At 56.2% G+C, this 24500-nt stretch carries 26 protein-coding genes; 17 read left to right on the top strand and 9 right to left on the bottom strand.

Annotated features, from left to right (window positions below):
- Positions 1–15 precede the first annotated feature (15 nt).
- From rpoH to ftsY, 4 genes are all read right to left on the bottom strand, one after another.
- Positions 16–870 (bottom strand): RNA polymerase sigma factor RpoH, encoded by an 855-nt coding sequence (gene rpoH, locus AC5JPW_RS02050; RefSeq protein ID WP_494237990.1) that lies wholly within the window; start codon positions 868–870, stop codon positions 16–18.
- Between the two features lie 267 nt (positions 871–1137).
- Positions 1138–2196 (bottom strand): permease-like cell division protein FtsX, encoded by a 1059-nt coding sequence (ftsX, locus tag AC5JPW_RS02045; RefSeq protein WP_494237988.1) that lies wholly within the window; start codon positions 2194–2196, stop codon positions 1138–1140.
- Complete coding sequence (gene ftsE / locus AC5JPW_RS02040) at positions 2189–2857, bottom strand: cell division ATP-binding protein FtsE (RefSeq protein WP_271849296.1); 669 nt, start codon at positions 2855–2857, stop codon at positions 2189–2191. The genes ftsX and ftsE overlap by 8 nt, the downstream gene beginning before the upstream one ends.
- 2 nt (positions 2858–2859) lie before the next feature.
- Positions 2860–4281, bottom strand: a complete 1422-nt coding sequence (gene ftsY, locus AC5JPW_RS02035; protein ID WP_494237987.1) for a signal recognition particle-docking protein FtsY — start codon at positions 4279–4281, stop codon at positions 2860–2862.
- 188 nt (positions 4282–4469) lie between these two features.
- Between ftsY and rsmD the strand changes: the two genes are divergently transcribed.
- From rsmD to zntA, 4 genes are all read left to right on the top strand, one after another.
- Complete coding sequence (rsmD, locus tag AC5JPW_RS02030; protein ID WP_494237985.1) at positions 4470–5072, top strand: 16S rRNA (guanine(966)-N(2))-methyltransferase; 603 nt, start codon at positions 4470–4472, stop codon at positions 5070–5072.
- A complete protein-coding gene (locus AC5JPW_RS02025) occupies positions 5062–5331 on the top strand; it encodes a DUF1145 family protein (RefSeq protein ID WP_458047234.1) in 270 nt (89 codons plus the stop codon). The genes rsmD and AC5JPW_RS02025 overlap by 11 nt, the downstream gene beginning before the upstream one ends.
- Before the next feature lie 124 nt (positions 5332–5455).
- Complete coding sequence (locus AC5JPW_RS02020; protein WP_494237983.1) at positions 5456–6082, top strand: lysoplasmalogenase; 627 nt, start codon at positions 5456–5458, stop codon at positions 6080–6082.
- Between the two features lie 75 nt (positions 6083–6157).
- Positions 6158–8362 (top strand): Zn(II)/Cd(II)/Pb(II) translocating P-type ATPase ZntA, encoded by a 2205-nt coding sequence (gene zntA, locus AC5JPW_RS02015; protein ID WP_494237982.1) that lies wholly within the window; start codon positions 6158–6160, stop codon positions 8360–8362.
- A gap of 29 nt (positions 8363–8391) precedes the next feature.
- Here zntA and tusA read toward each other — a convergent pair whose 3' ends face one another.
- The gene (gene tusA, locus AC5JPW_RS02010) at positions 8392–8637 is read right to left on the bottom strand and encodes a sulfurtransferase TusA (RefSeq protein ID WP_494237981.1); all 246 of its coding nucleotides are present in this window, start codon (positions 8635–8637) and stop codon (positions 8392–8394) included.
- A 306-nt stretch (positions 8638–8943) separates the two neighbouring features.
- Between tusA and AC5JPW_RS02005 the strand changes: the two genes are divergently transcribed.
- Both AC5JPW_RS02005 and AC5JPW_RS02000 read left to right on the top strand, forming a co-directional pair.
- The gene (locus AC5JPW_RS02005) at positions 8944–9609 is read left to right on the top strand and encodes a 7-cyano-7-deazaguanine/7-aminomethyl-7-deazaguanine transporter (protein WP_494237980.1); all 666 of its coding nucleotides are present in this window, start codon (positions 8944–8946) and stop codon (positions 9607–9609) included.
- 72 nt (positions 9610–9681) lie between these two features.
- On the top strand, positions 9682–10242 hold the full coding sequence (locus AC5JPW_RS02000) for a DcrB family lipoprotein (RefSeq protein WP_494237979.1): 561 nt from the start codon (positions 9682–9684) through the stop codon (positions 10240–10242).
- Here the strand turns inward: AC5JPW_RS02000 and AC5JPW_RS01995 are convergent, their stop codons facing one another.
- Positions 10243–11445, bottom strand: coding sequence for an MFS transporter (locus AC5JPW_RS01995; RefSeq protein WP_494237978.1), 1203 nt, complete (start codon positions 11443–11445; stop codon positions 10243–10245).
- Positions 11446–11590: 145 nt separating this feature from the next.
- On the opposite strand from AC5JPW_RS01995, the gene AC5JPW_RS01990 reads away from it, so the two are divergent.
- Complete coding sequence (locus AC5JPW_RS01990; RefSeq protein ID WP_494237976.1) at positions 11591–12640, top strand: AI-2E family transporter; 1050 nt, start codon at positions 11591–11593, stop codon at positions 12638–12640.
- Between the two features lie 6 nt (positions 12641–12646).
- Here the strand turns inward: AC5JPW_RS01990 and AC5JPW_RS01985 are convergent, their stop codons facing one another.
- A complete protein-coding gene (locus tag AC5JPW_RS01985; RefSeq protein WP_494238127.1) occupies positions 12647–13156 on the bottom strand; it encodes a phenolic acid decarboxylase in 510 nt (169 codons plus the stop codon).
- A gap of 96 nt (positions 13157–13252) precedes the next feature.
- On the opposite strand from AC5JPW_RS01985, the gene AC5JPW_RS01980 reads away from it, so the two are divergent.
- From AC5JPW_RS01980 to AC5JPW_RS01965, 4 genes are all read left to right on the top strand, one after another.
- Positions 13253–14116 carry a LysR family transcriptional regulator gene (locus AC5JPW_RS01980; protein WP_494237975.1) on the top strand — a complete coding sequence of 288 codons (864 nt, stop codon included), beginning with the start codon at positions 13253–13255 and terminating at the stop codon, positions 14114–14116.
- 195 nt (positions 14117–14311) lie between these two features.
- Positions 14312–15382 (top strand): ABC transporter substrate-binding protein, encoded by a 1071-nt coding sequence (locus AC5JPW_RS01975; RefSeq protein WP_494237974.1) that lies wholly within the window; start codon positions 14312–14314, stop codon positions 15380–15382.
- Positions 15369–16373, top strand: a complete 1005-nt coding sequence (locus AC5JPW_RS01970; protein ID WP_494237973.1) for a FecCD family ABC transporter permease — start codon at positions 15369–15371, stop codon at positions 16371–16373. Before AC5JPW_RS01975 ends, AC5JPW_RS01970 begins: the two co-directional genes overlap by 14 nt.
- Positions 16370–17122: an ABC transporter ATP-binding protein gene (locus tag AC5JPW_RS01965; RefSeq protein ID WP_494237972.1), complete on the top strand. Its 753-nt coding sequence runs from the start codon at positions 16370–16372 to the stop codon at positions 17120–17122. Before AC5JPW_RS01970 ends, AC5JPW_RS01965 begins: the two co-directional genes overlap by 4 nt.
- Here AC5JPW_RS01965 and AC5JPW_RS01960 read toward each other — a convergent pair.
- Positions 17102–17833 carry a substrate-binding domain-containing protein gene (locus AC5JPW_RS01960; protein WP_494237971.1) on the bottom strand — a complete coding sequence of 244 codons (732 nt, stop codon included), beginning with the start codon at positions 17831–17833 and terminating at the stop codon, positions 17102–17104. The genes AC5JPW_RS01965 and AC5JPW_RS01960 overlap by 21 nt on opposite strands.
- A 190-nt stretch (positions 17834–18023) precedes the next feature.
- On the opposite strand from AC5JPW_RS01960, the gene nikA reads away from it, so the two are divergent.
- The 6 genes from nikA to nikR are packed head-to-tail and all read left to right on the top strand — an operon-like array spanning position 18024 to position 23352.
- On the top strand, positions 18024–19595 hold the full coding sequence (gene nikA, locus AC5JPW_RS01955; protein ID WP_494237970.1) for a nickel ABC transporter substrate-binding protein: 1572 nt from the start codon (positions 18024–18026) through the stop codon (positions 19593–19595).
- On the top strand, positions 19595–20539 hold the full coding sequence (gene nikB / locus AC5JPW_RS01950; RefSeq protein WP_494237969.1) for a nickel ABC transporter permease subunit NikB: 945 nt from the start codon (positions 19595–19597) through the stop codon (positions 20537–20539). Before nikA ends, nikB begins: the two co-directional genes overlap by 1 nt.
- The gene (gene nikC, locus AC5JPW_RS01945) at positions 20536–21369 is read left to right on the top strand and encodes a nickel ABC transporter permease subunit NikC (RefSeq protein WP_494237968.1); all 834 of its coding nucleotides are present in this window, start codon (positions 20536–20538) and stop codon (positions 21367–21369) included. Before nikB ends, nikC begins: the two co-directional genes overlap by 4 nt.
- Positions 21369–22133: a nickel import ATP-binding protein NikD gene (gene nikD, locus AC5JPW_RS01940; protein WP_494237967.1), complete on the top strand. Its 765-nt coding sequence runs from the start codon at positions 21369–21371 to the stop codon at positions 22131–22133. The genes nikC and nikD overlap by 1 nt, the downstream gene beginning before the upstream one ends.
- Entirely contained in the window at positions 22130–22918 is a 789-nt protein-coding gene (gene nikE, locus AC5JPW_RS01935; RefSeq protein ID WP_494237965.1) for a nickel import ATP-binding protein NikE, read from the top strand. Before nikD ends, nikE begins: the two co-directional genes overlap by 4 nt.
- The gene (gene nikR / locus AC5JPW_RS01930) at positions 22906–23352 is read left to right on the top strand and encodes a nickel-responsive transcriptional regulator NikR (RefSeq protein WP_494237964.1); all 447 of its coding nucleotides are present in this window, start codon (positions 22906–22908) and stop codon (positions 23350–23352) included. Before nikE ends, nikR begins: the two co-directional genes overlap by 13 nt.
- On the opposite strand, the gene AC5JPW_RS01925 is transcribed toward nikR, so the two are convergent.
- Positions 23300–24406, bottom strand: coding sequence for an iron-containing alcohol dehydrogenase family protein (locus AC5JPW_RS01925; protein ID WP_494237962.1), 1107 nt, complete (start codon positions 24404–24406; stop codon positions 23300–23302). The two genes, nikR and AC5JPW_RS01925, sit on opposite strands and share 53 nt — an antisense overlap.
- Positions 24407–24500 lie beyond the last annotated feature (94 nt).

Raw genomic sequence — 24500 nt, 5'->3', positions numbered from 1 at the left:
TCTTTCACGTGCTATTTACGCTTCAATCGCGGCACGCAGTTTCTTCATCGCGTTCTTTTCCAGCTGGCGTACACGCTCAGCGGAAACACCGTAACGGTCAGCAAGCTCCTGCAAGGTGGACTTGTTGTCGTCGTCCAACCAGCGAGCGCGGATGATATCCTGGCTACGCTCGTCGAGGCCTTCCATTGCATAGGTCAGCTTGTTCGCGGCTTGCTCTTCCCAGTTATCATCTTCAATGCCGTCAGCAAAGTTAGACGATTTGTCCTGCAGGTAGAGCACCGGAGCCATTGGCTGGCTGTCGGATTCGTCATCAGAAGACATGTCAAATGTCATGTCCTGAGCCGCCATACGCGATTCCATTTCACGCACGTCTTTGCTGCTCACGCCCAGCTCACGCGCCACCATTTCCACTTCATCCTGATTAAACCAGCCCAGACGCTGCTTAGTTTTACGCAGGTTAAAGAACAGCTTACGCTGTGCTTTGGTGGTTGCGACTTTCACAATGCGCCAGTTACGCAGCACGTATTCATGAATTTCGGCTTTGATCCAGTGCACGGCGAAAGAGACCAGACGCACACCCACTTCCGGGTTGAAGCGACGGACGGCTTTCATCAGGCCGATATTGCCTTCCTGAATCAGGTCTGCCTGCGGCAGGCCATAGCCCGAATAATTACGAGCAACATGAACAACAAAGCGCAGGTGAGACAGGATCAGCGTTTTAGCTGCTTCCAGATCGCCCTGGTAATGCAGCTTTTCAGCCAATGCCCTTTCTTCATCAGCCGTCAACATCGGCCATGCGTTCGCAGCCCGGACGTAAGACTCCAGGTTACCAACAGGGGCTAAAGCTAAAGATTGCATTTCTTTGGTCATTCAAATCCTCTCAATTTACATCCAACTGGCGGCGGTCTGTCCCCATCAGGCAACAAACATGCCAGCGTTAATGAGCAACGAGAATAGCATTCACTCTTTTATCAGACAGTGATTTTATCCACAAGTTCCAGGATGGGTTGTGAATAAATTAGGCACAAAATGTGACATAAGTATGAAAAACCGGGGCAGGGGAAGGGAGATATCAGTTATACGCTTTCCCTGCTACGGGAATACTGCATTGCAGGGAAAGAGTATATCAGAGATTTTTTACTGTGGAGTAAAGTGACGTAAATGTTGAACGGTAGCGAGCCAGGCGGCTACCCAGCCAATCATTGAGCACAGCAGCAGGAGTAACAAACACTCGTCGAACGAGAGTCCGCTCAGCTCAAATTGCGTACCAAAAACCTTCGCCACTTCGGTCACTGCTGACGAGAGTCTCAGCACCAGAATCTCAGACAGAATCAGTGACAGGAACGCCCCACTAAAGCCCAGAAGTGCACCGCCGTACAGGAAAGGACGCAGGATAAAGCCATCCGTTGCACCAATCAGTTTCTGCACGTTGATGGAGTCGCGGCGCGAGAAGATGCTCAAGCGCACGCTGTTTCCGATAACAAGAAACACCGCTGCGATCATCAGTACACCGATCATCGCCGACACACGCCCGACCAGGCCAGTTAATGACGCCAGACGCGCAAACCAGCTGTCGTCCATACGCACTTCATCAATGCCGTGCAGTTTCGAAATACGGTCACGCAGCGTGTTCAGCGAGTCAGTGCTCTGGAAATCCAGCTTAGGAACGACCACCGCAACAGCTGGCAGCGGATTCTCTTCCAGCATATCCAGCGCGCCGCCAAAGCCTGACCAGTTACGGAACTCACCCAGCGCATCTTCGCGTGAAAGGTAATTCACCTTTTCAACGCCCTGCTCTGATTGCAACTGCCCGACGACCTGCGCCGCTGCGTCATCATCCAGCGACTTGTCAAAATAGACGGTGATTTGCGGCGACGGGTAATACTGCGAGGCCGCCTGGTTAACGTTTTTGTAGACCATATAGCAGACGCTTGGCAGCGTCAGGGAGATAGCAATCACCATCACCGTCAGGAAAGTCGCAAAGGGTTTGCTCTTCAGATCCTGTAAGGCACCATGGAAGGCATAGCGCACCTGCTCGTTAAACACGTTGGTTTTACGGGAGTTTGGTTTCGACGGTGTTTTACCACGACGTGTTGCGTTACGACCAGCATCACCCGCCCCGCCTGCCGATTTACGGAAGCGATCAAGTTTACTGCCAAACTGCCGGATTTGATTAATTGCGTCGCGCTTATTCACCCGCCAGGCCTCCATGCAAATGGCCATCGCTCAGGGTCAGCATGCGGTACGAACGACGGGAGATAAGCCCCAGGTCGTGCGTCGCCATCAATACCGTTACCCCCACGCGATTAAACTCCTCAAACAGACGTAAAATCCCTTCAGAGAGGGCATCGTCCAGGTTACCGGTCGGTTCATCCGCCAGCAGTACCGCAGGCTTGTTGACCACCGCACGGGCAATCCCCACACGCTGCTGTTCACCGCCGGAAAGCTGAATCGGGAAACTTTTCGCTTTGTCGAGCAGGCCCACTTTATCCAGTGCCGCAGACACGCGACGGCGGATATCGTCACCGCTGGCACCGGCAATGATCAACGGGATCGCCACGTTGTCATACACCGTTCTGTCCATCAGCAGGTGGTGATCCTGGAAAATCATGCCGATCTGCCGACGCAGGAACGGCACTTCACGGTTTTTCAGACGAGTAATGTCATGCCCGCCAAACAGGATTTTCCCGGCGCTTGGCCGCTCGATGCCACAAATAAGCTTGAGCAGGGTACTTTTCCCTGCGCCAGAGTGGCCGGTCAGAAATGCCATCTCGCCCGGCTGCAGGTGGAATGTCACCCCCTGCAACGCTTGTCTCCCACCGAGATAGGCTTTGCTGACGTGTTCAAAGCGAATCATTGTTAATCCTCTCGGGCAAAAAGTGCCTCAATAAAATCGCCCGCATTAAACGGACGCAGGTCTTCAATTCGTTCGCCGACCCCGATGTAACGGATAGGAATGCCAAACTGATCCGCCACCGAGAAGATGACGCCGCCCTTCGCGGTTCCGTCCAGTTTGGTCAGCGTAATCCCCGTCAGGCCAACGGCTTCATGGAACAGTTTGGCCTGGCTTACCGCATTCTGCCCGGTGCTGGCATCGATAGTCAGCATGATTTCATGCGGTGCATCTTCGTCCAGCTTCTTCATCACGCGGACGATTTTCTTCAACTCTTCCATCAGGTGCGCTTTGTTCTGCAAACGCCCTGCGGTATCGGCAATCAACACATCCACATTGCGCGCTTTCGCTGCCTGGATGGCGTCAAAAATCACCGAAGCGGAATCCGCACCAGTGTGCTGAGCAATAACCGGAATGTTGTTACGCTGGCCCCACACCTGCAACTGCTCAACGGCAGCCGCTCGGAAGGTATCCCCGGCAGCCAACATAACCGACTTGCCCTGCTGCTCGAACTGGCGCGCCAGTTTGCCGATAGTGGTGGTTTTACCCACGCCGTTCACGCCAACCATCAGAATAACAAAAGGTGTTTTGCCTTCTACGTTCAGCGGTTCGTCCACTTTGGCAAGGATGTCACCCATCTCTTCTTTCAGCAAACCATAGAGTGCTTCGGCGTCGCGCAATTGCTTACGCGAGGCACCTTCCGTCAGATTGGCGATGATTTTACGGGTCGTTTCCACACCCACGTCGGCAATTAGCAGCTGCTCTTCAAGCTCTTCAAAGAGATCATCATCGATTTTCTTGCCACGGAACAGACTGATAAATCCGGAACCGAGGTTTTCTTTGGTTTTGAGCAAGCTGCGTTTAAGACGCGTGAAGAAGCCTTCTTTGGTTGGTTTTTCCTGCTCAACAACCGCTTCTTCAACCGGTTCTTCAACGGGCGCTTCTGGTGATTCTTCTACTAACTCTTCTACAGGCAGCACCACCAGCGCTTCTTCGGCGGCAACAGCCGCTAAGGCCTGCGCTTCCAGCTCTTCGTCGCTGAGCGGGGCATCTTCATCAACGACGCTTTCCTGCTCCGGCTGCCACTCTTCTTCCGCGATTTCCGGCTCAGTTACCTCTTCCGGCAACGGCAGTTCTTCGTGCTCAACCGTCGTGGATTGAGGTGCTTCCACTACGTCCGGCTTATCTTCCTGCTCAACAAGCTGCTCCGTCACCTCAACAACGTTTTCAGCAAAGACGTCGCTCTCTTCAACGGTGTGAGATTGTGCCGCTTCGACGGTCTGTTCCGCTTCTTGTGCGTTGACTTCTTCTTTTACTTCTTCTTTTGCCTGCTCTTTTTGCCCAAAGCCGAGCCAGGAGAAAAAGCCACGTTTCTTTTCATCCGCCATTTGCGACCATACTCCCGCGGTTAATTTATGGCACACGCCCACAATGCCGTAGCAGGGGCTAAAAAAATTTAATTAGTTAAATAGTCTATCACTTTCCTTAACACGCTTCACCGCCTGCGGATTAAGGTTTCGCGCCGTGCAACACGCCGCTAGAATAGCAGGCCGAAATGATGAGCAAAGCGATGACCATGAAGAAACCCACTCGGGCCGCCACCGGCCAAATCCGCATCATTGGCGGACAATGGCGCGGACGTAAACTTCCCGTGCCAGACAGCCCCGGTCTGCGCCCCACCACCGACCGCGTGCGTGAAACCTTATTCAACTGGCTGGCCCCGTCGATGGTTGATGCACACTGCCTCGACTGCTTTGCCGGAAGTGGCGCGCTGGGCTTAGAAGCCTTGTCTCGCTATGCCGCCAGCGCCACATTGCTCGAAATGGAGCGCGGTGTCGCTCAGCAGTTGCAGCAGAATCTGGCAACCCTGAAAGCCAGCAACGGTAAAGTGGTCACCGGTAACTCGCTGGCATTTCTTGCCCAGGCGGGAACGCCGCACAATATTGTTTTCGTCGACCCGCCGTTTCGCAAAGGCATGCTCGAAGAGACACTGACGCTTCTGGAAAACAACGGCTGGCTGGCGGATGACGCGCTAATCTATGTGGAAAGCGAAGTGGAGAACGGTCTGCCACCTGTCCCGGCAAGCTGGAGTTTGCACCGGGAGAAGATCGCCGGTCAGGTTGCCTACCGCTTATATCTGCGTGAATCACAAGGAGTGGAAAATGAACATACTGATTAATCTGGGGCGTCTGCTGATGCTCTTTGTCTGGGCTTTTTTGCTGCTTAACCTGTTTTCCCCGTTCCCGAAGCCGCTGAATATTTTCGTTAACGTCGCCCTGTTCTTCACCGTGTTTATGCATGCGCTACAGGCCACGATGATGAAAAAAACGCTGCCAAAAGACGGCCCGCAAATGACACGCCTGGAAGAATTCCGCATCTTCCTGTTTGGCGTTTTTGAGCTGCTGATCTGGCTCAAAAAACTCAAAGCGAAAAAATAAAAGTACTTTTTTAAGATTCCCCTGTCTTCCGTAACATTGTCATTCGCCCCTCGCGACCACTAAACTCAAGGCAAGAGCCGTGGGCATGGTGCTCGCGATACAATAACGGATTCAGGGACTTATTATGCTTTGGTCATTTATTGCTGTCTGTTTCTCCGCCTGGCTGTATGTGGATGCCTCCTACCGTGGCCCCACCTGGCAACGTTGGGTGTTTAAACCCGTCACGCTCCTGCTGCTACTCTTGCTCGCCTGGCAGGCTCCGATGTTCGATGCCATCAGCTACCTCGTGCTGGCCGGACTTTGCGCCTCATTGATTGGTGATGCCCTCACCCTTCTTCCTCGTCAGCAACTGCTGTATGCAATTGGAGCCTTTTTCCTCGCCCACCTGCTGTACACCATCTACTTCGCCAGCCAGATGACACTCTCGTTCTTCTGGCCGCTGCCGGTCGTGCTGCTGGTGATTGGTGCCCTGCTGATTGGCGTTATCTGGACGCGCCTGGAAACGCTGCGAATGCCGGTTTGCACTTTTGTCGCGATGACGCTGGTGATGGTGTGGCTGGCTGGTGAGCTGTGGTTCTTCCGTCCTACCAGCCCAGCGCTCTCTGCGTTTGTTGGTGCCGCTCTGCTGTTAATCAGCAATGTCGTCTGGCTTGGCAGCCACTATCGCCGCCGTTTCCGCGCAGACACTGCCATTTCCGCAGCTTGTTATTTTGCCGGCCACTTTTTGATCGTGCGTTCGTTGTATATTTAAAATGCTTGACTCTGGAGTCGACTCCAGAGTGTATCCTCCGGTTAATGAGAAAATTATCATTCACCGGAGGATGCGATGCCGACCCCCAATAATGCCAAAACGCCTCAGTTTGCCACGATGAAACTGCGCCCGGTCGCCGCACAAACGCCTGCTTGCGAGTGCGGCGATACCTGCGAAACACCCCGCACACCGATTGAAAACAGCGAAGGTGAACGCTATAGCTGGCTCGTCTCAGGAATGGATTGTGGTGCCTGCGCACGCAAGGTCGAGAACGCTGTTCGCCAGATTGACGGAGTAAGCCAGGTTCAGGTGGCTTTCGCGACAGAAAAGCTGACGGTTATCGCCACCAGTGATATTCGCCAGCAGGTTGAAAAGGCCGTCAAACAGGCCGGGTACAGCCTGAAGGGCGAAAATACCCCAGCGGCACCCGCGCCGTCCCGTTTGCAGGAAAACCTGCCGCTGATCCTGCTTATCGTCATGATGGGCATAAGCTGGCTGCTTGAGCAGGTTAACCATCCCTTTGGACAGGCGGCGTTTATTGTCACCACCCTGGTGGGACTCTTCCCGATCGTGCGTCAGTCAGTGCGCTTAATGCGTAGCGGAAGCTGGTTTGCTATCGAAACGCTGATGAGCGTAGCCGCCATCGGCGCACTGTTTATTGGTGCTACTGCCGAAGCGGCGATGGTGCTGCTGCTGTTCCTCGTGGGTGAACGCCTTGAAGGTTGGGCCGCCAGCCGAGCGCGCCGTGGCGTCAGTGCGTTAATGGCTCTCAAGCCTGACACCGCCATCCGTGTAGTAAACGGCGAGCGGGAGAGCGTAACCGCCGGGGCGCTGCGTCCCGGCGATGTGATTGAAGTCCCGGCAGGCGGGCGCTTACCCGCCGATGGGAAGCTGCGTTCTCCCTTTGCCAGCTTTGATGAGAGCGCCTTAACCGGCGAATCCTTGCCCGTTGAACATGCCAGCGGCGACAGCGTTCCAGCAGGAGCCACCAGCGTTGACCGCCTGGTAACGCTCGAAGTCCTCTCCCGACCCGGCGAGAGTGCCATTGATCGTATTTTGAAACTGATAGAAGAGGCCGAAGAGCGCCGCGCGCCCATCGAACGCTTTATTGACCGCTTCAGTCGTATTTACACCCCGGCCATCATGGTCATCGCTTTGCTGGTGGCTGTTGTACCGCCGCTGATGCTGGGAGAGGCCTGGCTGGCGTGGATCTACAAGGGGCTGACGCTGCTGCTGATTGGCTGCCCGTGTGCACTGGTTATCTCGACGCCAGCGGCGATTACCTCGGGGCTTGCGGCCGCGACCCGTTATGGCGCGCTGATTAAAGGCGGTGCGGCGCTGGAGCAACTGGCGTCCGTCCAGCACATTGCCTTTGATAAAACCGGCACCTTAACCGTGGGCAAGCCCAACGTGACGGGCATCTATCCACTTGCTGGTTTCGATGAAAATACACTGCTAACGCTGGCCGCCGCCGTTGAACAAGGCTCAACCCACCCGCTGGCGCAGGCGATTTTACGCGAAGCCGGGGAACGTAAATTAGTGCTGCCTTCGTCAGACGGCCAACGCGCTCTGATGGGTAAAGGTATTGAAGCGCAGATTAACGGGGAAGTTATACGCCTGAGCGCACCCGATAAACTGACAGACAACCGGGTCGATGAAACCCTGCAAGCCGATATCCGTCACCGGGAAAGTCTCGGTGAAACGGTGATTATAGTGCTACGTGACGACGCGGTAATTGGCTCGATTGCGCTGCGCGATACCCTGCGTGAAGACGCACGTGAAGCCCTCGCGGCACTGCGTGAACTTGGAGTGAAAGGGGTCATGCTTACCGGGGACAACCCACGGGCAGCGGCGACCATCGCAGGCGAACTGAACATGGATTTTCGCGCCAGTTTGTTGCCGGAAGATAAGGTGGACGCAGTCATCGCCATGAATAAACAGGCACCGCTGGCGATGGTCGGTGACGGGATTAATGACGCCCCCGCCATGAAGGCCGCGACCATCGGTATCGCGATGGGTAGCGGGACAGACGTGGCTCTGGAAACCGCCGATGCTGCCTTAACCCATAACCGACTCGGTGGTCTGGCGCAGATGATTACGCTTGCCCGCGCCACTCAGGCCAACATTCGCCAGAACATCGCACTCGCACTGGGGCTGAAGGCCATTTTCCTGGTGACGACACTATTAGGGATGACGGGGTTGTGGCTGGCGGTACTGGCCGATACCGGGGCAACGGTGCTGGTGACGGCGAATGCGCTGCGGTTGCTGCGCAAGAAGTGAGGGTTGAGAGTGCGCACGGTGCGGCACCCTCACTGCCCTTTGCGCACCAGATACCGGTACGGCAGCGATTCCGTCTCAAGTGCCACCAGCTCATGCTCCATAAAACGGCAGAAGCCAGGAATATCACGGGTGGTGGCCGGGTCATCGGCAATCACCAGCAGGGTCTCGCCCGGCTGCATGTTGCGAACGGTTTTACGCACCATCATCACCGGCTCCGGGCAACGCAGGCCCAGCGCGTCCAGCGTATGGTCGGCAGAAGTAAAGGGATCGGTCATGTTCATCTCACACGGTAAAAAACGGGCATAGTTTACGCCGCCTTTTGTGCGACGCAAGCAAGGTTAACGGTTGCGTTAAAAATAACCATTGCATCAAATGGCTGTTGCAGTATCATGCGGCGGCTTTGCGCGACACTTACACGCGTAATTGTCGCAGTCAGTTTGATTGAAGCCAGCGCACAGGCACCGCAGCGTACTCTGAGTACGTGGGGATGACGAGCACTGCCTGATATCAAAATGGCAAGTAAAATAGCGTGTTACGTTTTCATTGGGTTCCCTCACCCCAATCCATAAAAAGGTCACAATATGACGCAGTTTTCACACTCTCAGCGCATGAAAGCGCTGTTCTGGCTATCCCTTTTTCACCTGCTGGTGATCACCTCCAGTAACTATCTGGTGCAGTTGCCAGTCAGTATTTTCGGCCTTCACACCACCTGGGGTGCGTTCAGTTTTCCCTTTATCTTCCTCGCAACCGACCTGACCGTGCGTATTTTCGGCGCACCGCTGGCACGTCGGATTATCTTCGCAGTGATGATTCCGGCATTGGTTATCTCCTATGGCGTCTCGTCCCTGTTCTATATGGGAAGCTGGCAGGGATTCGAAGCACTGACCCACTTCAACCTGTTCGTGGCCCGCATCGCCACTGCAAGTTTTATGGCCTACGCGCTGGGGCAGATCCTCGACGTGCATGTCTTTAACCGCCTGCGTCAGAACAAACGCTGGTGGATGGCCCCGGCGGCTTCCACGGTGTTCGGTAACGCCAGCGATACCCTCGCCTTCTTCTTCATCGCCTTCTGGCACAGTCCGGACCCGTTTATGGCCGAACACTGGATGGAAATCGCGCTGGTGGACTACGCCTTCAAGGTCATTATTAGCATCGCTTTCTTCCTGCCGATGTATGGCGTATTGCTGAATATGTTGCTGAAAAGACTCGCAGACAAATCTGAAATCTCTGCGTTACAGACCAGTTAAAGGTACGCGTTGCCAGTTGTGGTAAGATGGACAAATGAGCCGTTATGGCTGTTTATCGAAAGGAAGAAGTCAATGCGCAATCTGGTTAAATATGTCGGTATTGGCCTGCTGGTAGTCGGCCTGGCGGCCTGCGACAACAGCGACAGCAAAAAAACGCCCGCGCAGGGTGCCTCGGCAGAAAGCAACGCCACCGGCCAGCCGGTTTCGCTGCTGGACGGTAAGCTCAGCTTCTCGCTGCCTGCTGACATGACCGATCAAAGCGGCAAGCTGGGTACGCAAGCCAACAATATGCACGTTTACTCTGATGCCACCGGGCAGAAAGCTGTGATCGTCATTGTCGGCGACGACACCCAGGAAGGGCTGGATACGCTGGCAAAACGTCTTGAAGACCAACAGCGCAGCCGCGACCCGCAGTTGCAAGTCGTGACCAACAAATCTATTGAGATGAAAGGCCAGACGCTGCAACAGCTCGACAGCATCATCTCCGCCAAAGGTCAGACAGCCTGGTCTACCGTGGTGCTGGGCAAAGTGGATAACAAACTGCTGACCTTGCAGGTGACGCTGCCGGCAGATAACCAGCAGCAGGCACAGACCGCAGCGGAAAACATTGTTAACACGCTGGTCATCAAGTAATCAGGAAGCGGCCTCCAGTGGAGGCCGTTTTTTTAGCCACCACGTCAACAGTAACGCCCCTGCCACCAGCACCGCCGTCAGCAGATACACCATCGACACGCCCGACCAGGCCATCAACAGCCCCGCCAGCGGCCCGGTAATTCCCAGCGACATATCCATGAAGACCGTATAAGTGCCCAGCGCAGCACCCTGGTTATGCTGCGGCACAGCTTTAACGGCCACCACACCCAACGCAGGGAAGACCAGCGAGAAGCCCGCGCCTGTCAGGAACACCCCGATTTTTGCCATCAACGGCGCATCAGCAATGCCCACCAGAATCAGTCCGACCACTTCCACCGCCAGGCTTATCATCGCCACGTTCAGGCCACCCAGCCGGTTAATGCTGTTCGGGAATACCAGGCGTGAACCAACAAATGCCAGGCTGAACAGGGTCAGCGCGAAGGCCGCACCGTCCCAGCCTTTGGCATCATAAAAGAAGGTGATAAAGGTGGCGATCACGCCAAATCCAGCCGTGCCCAGCGCCAGCCCCATGCCATAAATCCAGACGAACCCAAGTACCGCGCGGAACGGCAGCGGCTTACCTTTGCTGGCTTTCACCGCCGCTCGCGGCAGCGCGCAGGCAATGGCCACAAACACCACCGCCATGATGAACCAGCCCAAACCGCTCAGTCCGGCGTAGTTGTAGCAAATCACGCCAAGCGGCGCACCGAGCGCCATAGCGCCATAGGTAGCGATACCATTCCAGGAAATAACACGGGCGATATGCAGTGAACCGACCACCCCCACACCCCAGAGCATAGATCCGGTACCGGCGAAGCTTTGTCCTACACCCAGAATCACACGCCCAACGCAAAGCAAAGCAAGACTTACCAGCGGCGAAGCGCTTTGCATATCCGCCAACCAGTAGCAAAGCCCACAAATGAAGGCCCCACAAAGGCCAAACACCACCACTTTTTTCGGCCCGAGCGTATCGGCATAGCGTCCGGCATGCGGGCGACTGATGAGGGTAGCAAAATATTGCAGGCTGATAACCAGACCCGCCCAGAAGGCGCTATAGCCCAGCGTGTCATGCACGTAGCCGGGCAAGACCGCCAGCGGCAAACCAATCGTGAGGTAACTTGCGAAGTTAAAGATAACGACGGAGAGAATCCGCAGATTAAGGCGTAATCCGCTTAGTGCCGGTTCAGCGGCTTGTTCGGGCATGTGGGGTCACCAGATATTTACAACGATGTTTCACTATTACCACGTCATGGCCTGGAAATCAGCAAGCAGATTAAGATTATCTGCCTCAGGCGAAGCGCCTGGCAGTAGCTACACTTAGCGGGCGGTATATAAAAAGGAATTATCCATGACACAGCCCCAACCCGATCGTGCGGGTTTACACATTCTTCTCAAACTGGCCTCACTGGTCATTATTCTGGCCGGTATTCATGCCGCCGCCGACATCATCGTTCAACTGCTACTGGCGCTGTTTTTCGCCATTGTTTTAAACCCATTAGTCACCTGGTTTATTCGCCGGGGAGTCAAACGCCCCTTCGCTATCGCCATTGTGGTGATGGTGATGCTGATTTTCCTGACCGCGCTGGTCGGGGTTCTCGCCGCCTCCACCAGTGAATTTATGGATCAGTTGCCCAAATACAATCGAGAGTTCACGCGTAAATTCCTTCAGCTACAGGATGCCCTGCCGTTCCTGCATCTGCACATTTCGCCGGAACGCATGCTGCAACGTATGGATTCTGACAAGCTGATGACCTTTGCCACCGCGCTGATGACACAGCTCTCCAACGCCATGGCGAGCATCGTACTGCTGATGATGACCATGGTCTTTATGCTGTTTGAAGTTCGCCATGTGCCTTACAAACTGCGTTTTGCCCTGAGCAATCCACAAATTCACATTGCGGGTCTGCACCGGGCGCTGAAAGGCGTTTCCCACTACCTGGCGCTGAAAACCTTGTTGAGTTTGTGGACCGGGGTGATTGTCTGGGCCGGGCTGGCGATTATGGACATCCAGTTCGCGTTGATGTGGGGGGTACTGGCGTTCCTGCTTAACTATGTGCCCAATATCGGCTCGGTCATCTCCGCCATTCCACCGATGATCCAGGCACTGCTGTTTAACGGCGTCTACGAATGCGCACTGGTGGGAGGGCTGTTCCTGGTCGTGCACATGGTGATAGGTAATATTCTGGAGCCGCGCATGATGGGCCACCGACTGGGCATGTCGACCCTGGTGGTGTTCCTCTCATTGCTGGTCTGGGGCTGGCTGCTTGGTCCGGTAGGCATGCTGCTTTCAGTGCCGCTTACCAGCGTGTGTAAAATCTGGATGGAAACCACCAAAGGTGGCAGCAAACTGGCGATCCTGCTGGGCCCTGGCAGACCGAAAAGCCGCCTGCCAGGGTAGTTACACTTAACGCAAATTATGCGGAAAATCCGCCGGAAGCTCACTGGCGGCGCAGGCGATAACACTGTCATTGTCTGCGCCACAGTCACGCACATAGGTGATGGTGGCGAACTCATCAATCACTTCAGTCGGATAAGCCGGGCCAGCCGCACGGTAGGATTCCATTAGCGGAATATGATCGTTCTGGAAGCAGACCGTTTTTTCCGGGTTGTTGATTACCCAGCGCGGGAAGAAGATCGTCCCGTGGAACAGGCGATCGCCCAGGTTCACAATCAGACTCACGTCAGTCCCGGTCGGTTCCGTCCAGGAGATTTTGTAGATGCTCTCCCCCACTCGCACGATAAACGCCTGCTGATTCTTCACCCAACGGTTTGCCACAATCCCACTGTGAATGCGGTAATCCAGGGTGGTGCCATTTTTGACATAAATCTCGTAGTTCCAGCCATTATCGTAGGTGTAAACCACATGTTTGCCGACGAAGCCGCTCAGGTCATGTTTATCAAAGTTGCTCATGATTGTTCTCCTCTTAATCGATGAGCAGATCGTACTGCTTCAAAAAATGAATGAATAACGCTATGTTTGAATCACATTCATCCAATTTTTAGATGTGTTATGCATAAAACGACGCTGGAACAATGGTCGCTGCTGCAAAAGGTGGTGGAGCTGGGCAGTTTTGCCAAAGCCGCCGAAGAGACCCACCGCAGTCAGTCGTCCGTCAGCTACAACCTGGCGCTGCTACAGGAGCGTCTGGGTGTGGCATTACTTGTGCAGGAAGGCCGCCGTGCGGTACTCACCCCTTCTGGCGAGCTGCTGCTCAACCAGGTGAAGCCACTGCTGAAAGCCTTCGACTATGTGGAAACCCGGGCAGCCACACTGCGCAATGGTCAGCGTACCCGGCTTGATCTGGTGGTGGACAGCATCTTTCCCCGCGCCCGCCTGTTCGCCATTTTGCGCCAGTTTCAGCAGCGTTACCCCCAGACGCAGGTGCATCTGACAGAGGTGCTGGAGAATGCATCGGTAGAACGCCCCGCCCATGCGGAGGCCGATGTCATGGTACTGACCCGGCGGCAGGACATGACCGGGCGTGGTGAGTGGCTGATGAATATCGACTTTGTCGCCGTTGCGCACCGGGAGCATCCGCTCAGCGCAGAGTCGCGAGTGAGCGATGAAACCCTTGCCACCTGGCCACTCATTCGCATTGTGGACCGGGAAAACCGCCAGCAGCCGAATGAAGGGGGAGAATCCTGGACCTTTTCCACCATCGACGCCGCCATTGAAGCCGTGCAGTACCAGGTGGGCTACGGCTGGCTGCCGGAGGAACGCATCGGGCCGTTGCTCGCCAGCGGGGTGTTGAAAATTCTGCCGCTCAGTCACGGTTCGCGCCGGGCAACGCCGTTGCATTTGATTGTGAAGAAGGATTTGATGCCGCTCGATGAGCAGGTGGATATGTTGTTGCAGTTGTTTAAGGGGCAGTAGCTGAGCGGCTTCGTTCACTTTGAATGGTGTTCTTTTTATATCAGTGGAATGGCTCCGTTCACCTCAAATTCATTCCTTCTCTGAAGCAGCCTCACCCCAGCAATAAAGGAGTATTTATCCAACAAGCGTTTACATGCCCCCTCGTTATATACTCTAATATATATCGCTTCCCCCCTTCTCCTTAGAGCGATAACCATGACCAATAATCTAAAACGCTTTGCCCTGAGTGCTGTGCTGGCCTGCGCCACACTCCTCAGCCTGCCAGCGGCGCAGGCGGATCGCACCATTACCGATCAGCTCAGACGCCAGGTCACCCTCCCCGACCACGTTAATCGTGCAGTGGTATTACAGCACCAGACCCTCAACCTGCTGGTTCAGCTTAATGCGTCAGAAGACGTGGTTGGCGTGCTGAGCAGTTGGAAAAAACAGCTGGGGCCAGAGTTTGTGCGCTTTATGCCAGGCATTGAAAAACTGGCGACACCGGGCGATCTCACCCAGGTCAATATTGAAAGCCTGCTGGCGCTGCACCCGCAGGTCGTATTTATTGCTAACTACGCCCCCGCAGACATGATCCAACAGATTGAAAATGCCGGTATACCGGTGGTTGCCGTCTCCCTGCGTGAAGACGCCGCAGGCGAGAAAAACAAAATGAACCCGACCATGTCCGACGAAGAGACCGCCTACAACAACGGTCTGAAACAGGGTATTCGCCTGATTGGCGACGTGGTGGATCGTAAGCAGCAGGCTGAAGATCTGATCAAATACACCTTCGATGCGCGTGCAAAATTCAACGCGCCGGTCGCTAACATCCCGGCTGAAAAACGCGTGCGTGTGTACATGGCCAACCCGGACCTGAACACCTACGGCTCAGGCAAATATACCGGACTGATGATGGAACACGCAGGCGCGATGAACGTGGCTGCCGCGACCGTCAAAGGGGCGAAGCAGGTTTCTCTGGAGCAGGTCTTGCAGTGGGATCCGCAGGTAATTTTTGTCCAGGATCGTTACCCGGAAGTGGTCAAAGAGATCCAGAGCGATCCTAACTGGAAGAACATTGATGCCGTGAAAAACCACCGTGTCTGGCTGATGCCGGAATACGCTAAAGCCTGGGGCTACCCGATGCCGGAAGCGCTGGCGATTGGAGAACTGTGGATGGCGAAAAAGCTCTACCCGGAACAGTACAAAAACATCGATGTCGATGCCGAAGCGCAGAACTACTACAAACGTTTCTACCGTACCGACTGGAAAGCGGATGCTAAACAGTAGTCGTTATCGGTTACTGCACGGCAGTCTGATTTTGCTGACGCTGGTTCTGGTCGTGGGCTCATTATGCCTCGGCCAGTACCGACTCAGTGTGGGCGAGGTGATGTCAGAGTTGCTGCATGTCTCCTCACCTGAGGGTGCTGCCGGGCAAATTATCTGGTCAGTGCGCTTACCACGCATCCTGGTGGCGTTACTGGCAGGCGGCGCACTTGGCCTTTGCGGTGCAGTACTACAGGGCGTCTTTCAAAACCCGCTGGTCGACCCGCATATCATTGGTGTGACGTCCGGCTCAGCCTTTGGCGGCACACTGGCGATTTTGCTGGGCTTCAGCCCGATCTTTATGATCGCTTCCACCTTCAGTTTTGGCCTCGCCGCCCTGATCCTGGTCTGGGTCATTGCCTCCCTGCAGGGACGGGAAAATACCCTGGTGCTGATCCTCTCCGGCATCATCATGAGTGGCTTTTTTGCCGCGCTGGTCAGCCTGATGCAGTACCTGGCCGACACCGAAGAAACCCTCCCCAACATCGTCTTCTGGCTGCTCGGCAGCTTCGCTACCGCTAACTGGCACAAAGTCACCCTGCTGGTCATCCCGGTAAGCATTGTCACCGTGGTACTGATGCGCCTGCGCTGGCGTATCAACCTGCTGGCGCTGGAAGAAAAAGATGCGCTGGCCCTCGGCGTCCCCCTGAACACCCTGCGGCGCAGCGTGCTGGTCTGTTGCGCTATTCTGGTCTCATCGCAGGTCGCGGTGAGCGGCAGCATTGCCTGGGTGGGGCTGGTCATTCCGCATCTGGCGCGGTTGCTGGTCGGTGCCGATCACCGTCGCCTTCTGCCCGTGGCATTCTGGATTGGCGGCAGCTTTATGATTGTGGTGGACGACCTGGCGCGCACGCTAACCCAGGCGGAAATCCCCATTGGTATTATTACCGCGCTGCTCGGCGCACCGGTCTTTGCCGGATTGCTCATTCATAACAGCCGCAGGAGCCGCGTATGACCCCCGCTTCACTCAGCGTGAACAACCTGCTTTATGGGCACACTACGCCGCTCTTTGCGCCGCTCAGCTTTCACTGCCAGCCGGGCGATATCTGGGCCATACTCGGTGCGAATGGGCTGGGAAAAAGTACCCTGCTGGACACCCTTACTGGCGTGTTGCCGTCACTTTCAGGAACGTTTTCCATCGAAGGGGGCATTGGTATCGTGCCACAATCCTTCCGTCCGGCTTTTGCCTGGAGCGTGCACGAAGTGGTGCTGATGGGGCGAGCCCGGCATGTCTCACTGTTTGCCGTGCCGACTAAAGAAGATGAAGCCCGCGTGGACGCGGCGCTCGCGCAACTGAACATCAGCCATCTTACGCACACGCCGTTTCGTAACCTCTCTGGCGGGCAACAACAATTGGTGATGATTGCCCGCGCGCTGGTCAGCGGCAATCGTAACATTCTGCTTGATGAACCCTGCTCGGCGCTGGATCTGTCAAATCAACAGGTGGTGCTGCAACTGATAAGTGACCTGGCCAACCGCCAGTCGCGCAGTGTGATTTTCACCACCCACGACCCAACGCATGCACTGCAGGTCGCTAACCATACGCTGCTACTGTTACCAGACCAGCAGTGGCTGGCTGGCATGACTCAAGACTTACTAACAGAAGAGAATCTGCAACGGGCCTACGGCCTGCCGGTGCGTAAACTCGACATTACCGATTACACCTGCCCGGTGCTGGCACCGTTATTCGATATCCGCCGTTAAGAACCCGGCGTCATGCAGGAACTGCTGCCCTTGTACGCCAAGGATAAATCGCGCCAGCCGCTGAGTCGCCTGGGTGTCGTCGAGCAGCGCCAGTTGATATTCACAATGGATGTTCCACTCGACCGGGATCTCCACGACCCGCAGATCGTCTTGCTCGCCCAGTGCCATTGCATAGTGGCGATAGCCGATAAACAGATCCGCCAGCCCCTGACGAATCAGCCACGCGCTGGCAATTTCCCCTGCCGGCACACTCAATGTATCGCGACCGCCCACTAGCTTTCTTGCCCGTTGTTTTAACGCTTCCCCAAGCTCAGGTCGCGCACGCTCAATATTGTCAAAAAGCTGCCAGGTGTAATCACCGGAGGGATCGCATCCTGGCGTTGAGGTTCCCAGCGTCAGCGCCGGGTTACCGAGCAGCGCCAGCCAGTCGTCCGCTTCGGTTTGCACCATGCGACGGGCGGTGAGATTTAACCGGTTACCGGCAAAAGAGTGCGTGGCCTGCGCACGACCCGAAGCCAGCAGTGCCTGCGGGTGCACCGTGTTAGCAGAGGCAAACAGTGAACAGGCTTCCCCGGCTTCAATGCGTTCACGCAATAACCCTGCCGGGCCAAAACCGGCCTCAACGTGAATACCTGTCTCTTCACTAAAGCGCGCCAGCAGCGGCACAAAAGCACGTTTCAGGCTGCCCGCCGCCAGTACATGCAGGGTCATACGCTACTCCTGGGTCATTCGCAAAAGGCTATGCTACTCGTCCTCTCGACTGCGAAACCAGCAGGATTTTGCTGATGCAAAAATATTCCTTCCAATCTATGTGGTTTTTGATCCCGCGCACCGTATTCGTATGATGAATGAATAGAATCGTCATACTCCTTTCGTGGCAGTTTCTTTTTCAGGGACATTTATGTCGTTCTCTCGCTCTTTCAGCGCGCTGCTGTTAGCGTGCGCGGCGTTCGTTGCTCACGCCTCCACATCACCAGAGCTGACAACCGCCTGGCCGGTCAACGTAGGGCCGCTCAATCCGCATCTTTATACCCCCAACCAGATGTTTGCCCAGAGCATGGTGTATGAGCCGCTGGTGAAGTATCAGGCCGATGGCAGCGTGAAGCCCTGGCTGGCAAAAAGCTGGACCACGTCGGCCGATGGCAAAACCTGGGTCTTTACGTTGCGCACCGATGTGACTTTCTCCAACGGTGAGCCGTTCAACGCGAAGGCAGCAGCAGAGAATTTCCGCGCTGTGCTGGACAACCGCCAGCGCCACGCCTGGCTTGAACTCACCAACCAGATTACCGACGTCAAAGCCCTCAGCGACAACGCACTACAAATCACCCTGAAGAGTGCCTATTACCCATTTTTGCAGGAACTGGCACTGCCGCGACCGTTCCGCTTTATCGCCCCGTCGCAGTTTAAAAACCACGAAACCAAAGACGGCATTCTTGCCCCCATCGGCACCGGGCCGTGGGTGCTCAAAGAGACGCGCCTGAACCAGTACGATGTGCTGGTACGCAATGACCACTACTGGGGTGAGAAGCCGCAAATCAGCAAAATCACAGTGAAAGTGATCCCCGACCCCACCAGTCGTGCCGTGGCGTTTGAAACCGGCGATATTGACCTGCTCTACGGCAACGAAGGGCTGCTGCCGCTTGATACATTTGCCCGCTTCAGCCAGAACCCGCAATGGCGTACCCAGCTTTCCGCTCCGGTAGAAACCATCATGCTGGCACTCAATACCACCAAATCCCCGACCCGCGATCTGGCCGTACGTGAAGCGCTTAACTATGCGGTGGATAAAAAAACCCTGATCGACAGTGCCCTCTATGGCACACAAAAAGTCGCGGACACCCTGTTTTCCCCGAGCGTACCGTACGCGAATATTGGCCTGGCACCACGCCAGTACGACCCCAAACGCGCCACTGAACTGCTCGACAAAGCCGGCTGGACGCTGCCTGCCGGGAAGAAGGTACGTGAAAAAGCCGGTCAGCCGTTACAGCTGGAGTTGGCCTTTGTCGGCACCGATGCGCTGAGCAAATCCATCGCGGAAATTATCCAGGCCAACCTGCGGGATATCGGCGTGGACGTCGCCCTGGTGGGTGAAGAGGAGAGCAGCATTGATGCCCGTCAGCGCGACGGACGCTTTTGCATGATCTTTAACCGCACCTGGGGCGCGCCATACGATCCCCATGCGTTTATGAGTTCCATGCGCGTGCCGTCCCACGCGGACTACCAGGCACAACTGGGCTTGCCGGACAAACCGCTTATCGACAAAGAGATTGGTGAGGTGCTGACCACCCTCGATGAAACCCAGCGCCAGGCACTGTACCGCGATATTCTCACCCGCCTGCATAACGAAGCGGTCTATCTGCCAATCAGCTACGTCTCGATGATGGTGGTGGCAAAACCGACGCTCGGAGCCATTCCCTTCGCCCCCATCGCCTCTGAGATCCCCTTTGATGAACTTAAGGTAGTGAATCCCTGATGCTGCGCTATGTGCTTCGCCGTCTGCTGTTGTTGATCCCGATGATCCTCGGGGCCTCAGTGGTGATTTTCCTGCTGCTGCGTCTGGGCACTGGCGACCCGGCGATGGATTACCTGCGTCTGTCGAACCTGCCGCCGACCCAGGAGATGATCGCCTCCACACGCCTGATGCTCGGTCTGGACAAGCCGCTCCCGGAGCAGTATCTGCACTGGCTCTGGCAGGCGCTGCACCTTGATTTTGGCATCTCTTACGCCACCCAACGCCCGGTGCTGGACGATGTGCTGCACTTCCTGCCTGCGACGTTGCAACTGGCGGGCGTGGCGCTGGTTCTGATTCTGCTGACCTCGGTGCCGCTCGGCATCTGGGCTGCCCGACACCGTAATCGCCTGCCGGATTATGTGGTGCGCCTGATCGCCTTTTTTGGCGTCTCGATGCCCAACTTCTGGCTCGCCTTCCTGCTGGTGATGTGTTTCTCGGTCTGGCTTAAATGGCTCCCGGCGATGGGCTACGGCGGCTGGCAGCACATCATCCTGCCCGCAGTGTCGATTGCCTTTATGTCACTGGCAATCAACGCCCGCCTGCTGCGTGCCAGCATGCTCGAAGCCGCCGGGCAGCGCCACGTGACCTGGGCGCGGCTGCGCGGACTGAGCGATAAGCAGACCGAACGCCAGCACATTATTCGCAACGCCGCCCTGCCGGTAGTGACAGCGTTGGGCATGCACGTGGGCGAACTGATCGGTGGCACGATGATCATCGAAAGCATCTTTGCCTGGCCGGGGATTGGGCGCTATGCGGTCTCAGCTATCTTCAACCGCGACTACCCGGTTATTCAGTGCTTCACCCTGGTGATGGTTATCGCCTTTGCTCTGTGCAACCTGCTGGTAGACGTTCTGAACGCCGCACTTGATCCCCGCCTGCGCCACCATGAAGGAGCACACGCATGACCTTTTTTCATCATGCCCGCCCGTCGGTGCGTCTGGCGCTGCTCATTCTGCTGTTACTGCTGGTGATTGCCCTGACCTGCCAGTGGTGGCTACCGTTTGACCCACAGGCCATTAACTTACCGGCTCGCCTGCTGCCACCAGGCAGCGAGCACTGGCTGGGCACTGACCATCTTGGCCGCGATATCTTTTCACGCCTGCTGGCTGCGACCCGCGTGTCGCTTGGCTCCGTGATGATCTGCCTGCTGCTGGTGCTCTGTTTAGGGTTAACCCTAGGGGGTTGTGCCGGGCTGCTGGGTGGGCGTGTGGACCAGTGCATCATGCGCGTCGCCGATGTGTTTATGACCTTCCCGACCTCCATCCTCTCGTTCTTTATGGTCGGCGTGCTGGGCACCGGGCTCACCAATGTGATCATCGCCATCGCCCTCTCGCACTGGGCGTGGTACGCCCGCATGGTGCGAAGCCTGGTGATTTCTCTGCGCAGTCGCGAATACATTCTCGCTTCACGTCTGAGCGGCGCGAGTTATGCCCGAGTGTTTACCGACCATCTGGCAGGCGCGGTCATTCCGTCGCTGCTGGTTCTGGCGACGCTGGATATCGGCCATATGATGCTGCACGTGGCGGGGATGTCGTTCCTCGGTCTGGGCGTGACGGCACCCACGGCGGAATGGGGCGTGATGATCAACGATGCCCGCCAGTACATCTGGACGCAGCCGCTGCAAATGGTGTGGCCAGGGCTGGCGCTGTTTGTCAGCGTAATGGCCTTCAATATGGTGGGCGACGCGCTGCGTGACTACCTTGATCCGCATATGGAAACGGAGCACGCCCACTGATGCCCTCTCAATTAGCCTTGCTCAACATTACTCTCGACGCAGATAAACGGCTGACGGACAACGTCTCACTCACCCTCAACCGGGGCCGCGTGCTGGCATTGGTCGGAGGCAGCGGCAGTGGCAAATCCCTGACCTGTGCCGCCGCACTGGGCGTGCTACCTGCGGGGGTTCACCAGACCCACGGCAGCCTGCTGGCTGACGGTCATCCGGTTTCACCCCAGGCTCTGCGCGGCCTGAAAGTGGCGACCATTATGCAAAACCCGCGCAGCGCCTTTAACCCGCTGCACACGATGGCAGCCCATATGCGCGAAACCTGTCTGGCGCTCGGTAAACCGCCAGAGGATGCTGCACTGATGACCGCGCTCACCGCCGTCGGACTGGAATCCCCTGAACGCGTGTTGGGACTTTACCCGTTTGAGATGAGCGGCGGCATGCTGCAGCGCGTCATGATCGCGCTGGCGGTACTTAGCGAAGCGGCATTTATTGTGGCCGACGAACCGACCACGGATCTCGATGCCGTAGCCCAGGCGCGCATTCTGGATTTGCTGGAAAGCATCATGGTTACACGTGCGCCCGGTATGCTGCTGGTCACCCATGATATGGGTGTGGTCGCGCGCCTTGCCGATGACGTCGCGGTGATGGATAGCGGGCAGATTGTTGAACAAGGGAGCGTTGAGGCTCTGTTCGCTGCGCCGCGACACCCGGTCACCCGGCAGTTAATTTCAGCGCATCTGGCGCTGTACGGGATGGAGCTTAGCCAATGAATTTACTCACGGTTTCTGGTGTGTCTCACCGCTATCACCACCATTTGGTACTCGAGAATATCTCGCTGACCATTAACAGCGGGGAGAGTCTGGCGCTGTTAGGGCGCAGCGGTTGCGGCAAAAGTACCCTCGCACGGCTGCTGGTGGGGCTGGAGTCTCCCACCGATGGCGAGTTGTACTGGCAGGGCACGTCGCTAAAAAAAATGCCCGGCGCGATGAATAAAGCGTTCCGCCGGGACATCCAACTGGTGTTTCAGGATGCCATCAGCGCCGCCAACCCGCGCAAAACAGTACGGGATATTCTCGCCGAGCCGCTGCGCTATCTGCTGAATCTGTCCAAAAGCGAGCAACAAGCGCGCATTACGCAGTTGATGGCGGATGTGGAGCTGGATTTGTCGCTGCTTGACCGTCGTCCGCCGCAACTGAGTGGTGGACAACTCCAGCGCGTCTGCCTGGCCCGCGCGCTGGCGACACGCCCGACGCTGCTCATACTCGATGAAGCGGTGTCCAGCCTTGACCTGGTGCTACAGGCCGGAGTCATTCGTCTGCTGAAAAAACTGCAACAGCAGTCAGGTATCGCCTGTCTGTTTATCACCCACGATTTACGTCTGGTGGAGCGCTTTTGCCAGCGCGTGGTGGTGATGGAGGAGGGGCATATTATTGAGGATATCGCCGTCAGCCACCCGTTACGTTTTACCTCTGCGGCCGGGCAGGCGCTGCAACAGGCCGTGCTGCCCGCCCTTCCCCGCTCACGACATGAAAGGACGATACCATGCAACGTGTAACCATTACGCTTGATGATGACCTGCTAGCCACCCTCGATAACTTAAGTCAGCGCCGGGGCTACAACAATCGCTCGGAAGCCATCAGGGATATTCTGCGCGATGCCCTTACCGAAGAGGCTACCGTCAAGCCGCAGACCCACGGCTACGCGGTGCTCTCTTATGTGTACGAGCATGAGAAGCGCGACCTGGCGAGCCGCATCGTGGCGACTCAGCATCACCATCACGACCTTTCCGTTGCCACGCTGCATGTGCACATCAACCATGACGACTGCCTGGAAATCGCCGTGCTGAAGGGCAATATGGGCGAGGTCCAGCATTTTGCTGATGATGTCATCGCCCAACGTGGCGTGCGCCACGGCCATTTACAGCGTATTGCCGATGCTACGCCGTCAGGTCACGGGCATACGCACGGGTTGAAACGTATTGTTCTGTAAGGCGTAACGCCTGCTCAATACGCGACGGTTCGAGCGAGAAAGGCAGATACTCCACGGCGTCTCGCGGGAAGGGTATGCTGCGAGCCACCGCCTGGATAACCGCCAGGCGGATCTCTTTGAGTGGTGCCAGAGTTAACGGCATCTCATACTGACGCAGCAATGCCAGCAACACCGGGTCAGGCTGGCTGTTGTCATTCTCCAGAATCGACTGAACCAGCAGGCTGAATCCGACACGCTCGCCGTGCAGCCAGTGGCGCAACGCCGGTTCCGCTGTCAGCCGATTATGAATAGCATGGGCCACGCCGGGGGTCGGTATTTCACCCCGCACACTGTTGGCCATTCCCGCGACGGCAATGTTGGCATCAATGACATTGACCAGCGCATCTGTCACCACCTGCGCTTTATTATCACGGATGGCCTGATCGCCATGCTTTGCAAAAATGTCGACCGCCAGACGCGCGTTCTGGACTTTTAATTGCAGCCCAAGGTTATCGGGGTTTTTCTGTAAATAGGGGCGAAACTCATACCATTTTGCCAGTGCGTCGACGATTCCGGCTTTTAAATACCGCACATCGCTGCGGGCAATAATTTCGCTGTCCACCAGTACCAGACGCGGCATCGTGCGCAACGCCTGACTGCTGATTTGCACCCCTTCATCGGTGTAGAGCACCGCCAGCGGAGACCAGGCCGCACAGGTTGCTGCGATAGTCGGTATGGTCACCGACTCGCCGCCTTCCAGCAAATCCGCCACCGCTTTGGCGGTATCCAGCACTTTGCCCCCGCCAACGCCGACAATAAAGGTGATACCCAGTTTCTTCGCCCGTTGTACGTAGTGCGCCACACCCGCTTCGGTACAGTAACCGGTCATGATCTCCGTCTGCCAACGAATCCCACTGGCCCGCAAACTGTCTTCCAACGCCGGATTGACCTGCGCCCAGGCCTTTACGCTGGTGATGATTAAAATATGTTGAGTAAGCGGCGCAATATATTTCCCTGCGTCATGACGAATACCAGACTGGTGAAACCAGGTCTGCGGAGTTTTTATCGCAAGCATTGGCATGTCCATGTGTGCGCGAATTATTTCGCGTTATCTCACCATGCTACAAAATTAAAAATTAAAAACAACACCCTCCATTTCTTCTATTTTC

Source organism: Phytobacter sp., from assembly GCF_059074235.1.
This window is presented reverse-complemented; position numbering and strand designations above follow the sequence as displayed.

Excerpts from the sequence above, each read along its gene's own strand:
- rpoH (WP_494237990.1), bottom strand. The coding sequence starts at position 870 with ATGACCAAAGAAATGCAATCTTTAGCTTTAGCCCCTGTTGGTAACCTG.
- ftsE (WP_271849296.1), bottom strand. The coding sequence starts at position 2,857 with ATGATTCGCTTTGAACACGTCAGCAAAGCCTATCTCGGTGGGAGACAA.
- ftsY (WP_494237987.1), bottom strand. The coding sequence starts at position 4,281 with ATGGCGGATGAAAAGAAACGTGGCTTTTTCTCCTGGCTCGGCTTTGGG.
- rsmD (WP_494237985.1), top strand. The coding sequence starts at position 4,470 with ATGAAGAAACCCACTCGGGCCGCCACCGGCCAAATCCGCATCATTGGC.
- AC5JPW_RS02020 (WP_494237983.1), top strand. The coding sequence starts at position 5,456 with ATGCTTTGGTCATTTATTGCTGTCTGTTTCTCCGCCTGGCTGTATGTG.
- zntA (WP_494237982.1), top strand. The coding sequence starts at position 6,158 with ATGCCGACCCCCAATAATGCCAAAACGCCTCAGTTTGCCACGATGAAA.
- tusA (WP_494237981.1), bottom strand. The coding sequence starts at position 8,637 with ATGACCGATCCCTTTACTTCTGCCGACCATACGCTGGACGCGCTGGGC.
- AC5JPW_RS02005 (WP_494237980.1), top strand. The coding sequence starts at position 8,944 with ATGACGCAGTTTTCACACTCTCAGCGCATGAAAGCGCTGTTCTGGCTA.
- AC5JPW_RS02000 (WP_494237979.1), top strand. The coding sequence starts at position 9,682 with ATGCGCAATCTGGTTAAATATGTCGGTATTGGCCTGCTGGTAGTCGGC.
- AC5JPW_RS01995 (WP_494237978.1), bottom strand. The coding sequence starts at position 11,445 with ATGCCCGAACAAGCCGCTGAACCGGCACTAAGCGGATTACGCCTTAAT.
- AC5JPW_RS01990 (WP_494237976.1), top strand. The coding sequence starts at position 11,591 with ATGACACAGCCCCAACCCGATCGTGCGGGTTTACACATTCTTCTCAAA.
- AC5JPW_RS01980 (WP_494237975.1), top strand. The coding sequence starts at position 13,253 with ATGCATAAAACGACGCTGGAACAATGGTCGCTGCTGCAAAAGGTGGTG.
- AC5JPW_RS01975 (WP_494237974.1), top strand. The coding sequence starts at position 14,312 with ATGACCAATAATCTAAAACGCTTTGCCCTGAGTGCTGTGCTGGCCTGC.
- AC5JPW_RS01970 (WP_494237973.1), top strand. The coding sequence starts at position 15,369 with ATGCTAAACAGTAGTCGTTATCGGTTACTGCACGGCAGTCTGATTTTG.
- AC5JPW_RS01965 (WP_494237972.1), top strand. The coding sequence starts at position 16,370 with ATGACCCCCGCTTCACTCAGCGTGAACAACCTGCTTTATGGGCACACT.
- AC5JPW_RS01960 (WP_494237971.1), bottom strand. The coding sequence starts at position 17,833 with ATGACCCTGCATGTACTGGCGGCGGGCAGCCTGAAACGTGCTTTTGTG.
- nikA (WP_494237970.1), top strand. The coding sequence starts at position 18,024 with ATGTCGTTCTCTCGCTCTTTCAGCGCGCTGCTGTTAGCGTGCGCGGCG.
- nikB (WP_494237969.1), top strand. The coding sequence starts at position 19,595 with ATGCTGCGCTATGTGCTTCGCCGTCTGCTGTTGTTGATCCCGATGATC.
- nikC (WP_494237968.1), top strand. The coding sequence starts at position 20,536 with ATGACCTTTTTTCATCATGCCCGCCCGTCGGTGCGTCTGGCGCTGCTC.
- nikD (WP_494237967.1), top strand. The coding sequence starts at position 21,369 with ATGCCCTCTCAATTAGCCTTGCTCAACATTACTCTCGACGCAGATAAA.
- nikE (WP_494237965.1), top strand. The coding sequence starts at position 22,130 with ATGAATTTACTCACGGTTTCTGGTGTGTCTCACCGCTATCACCACCAT.
- nikR (WP_494237964.1), top strand. The coding sequence starts at position 22,906 with ATGCAACGTGTAACCATTACGCTTGATGATGACCTGCTAGCCACCCTC.
- AC5JPW_RS01925 (WP_494237962.1), bottom strand. The coding sequence starts at position 24,406 with ATGCTTGCGATAAAAACTCCGCAGACCTGGTTTCACCAGTCTGGTATT.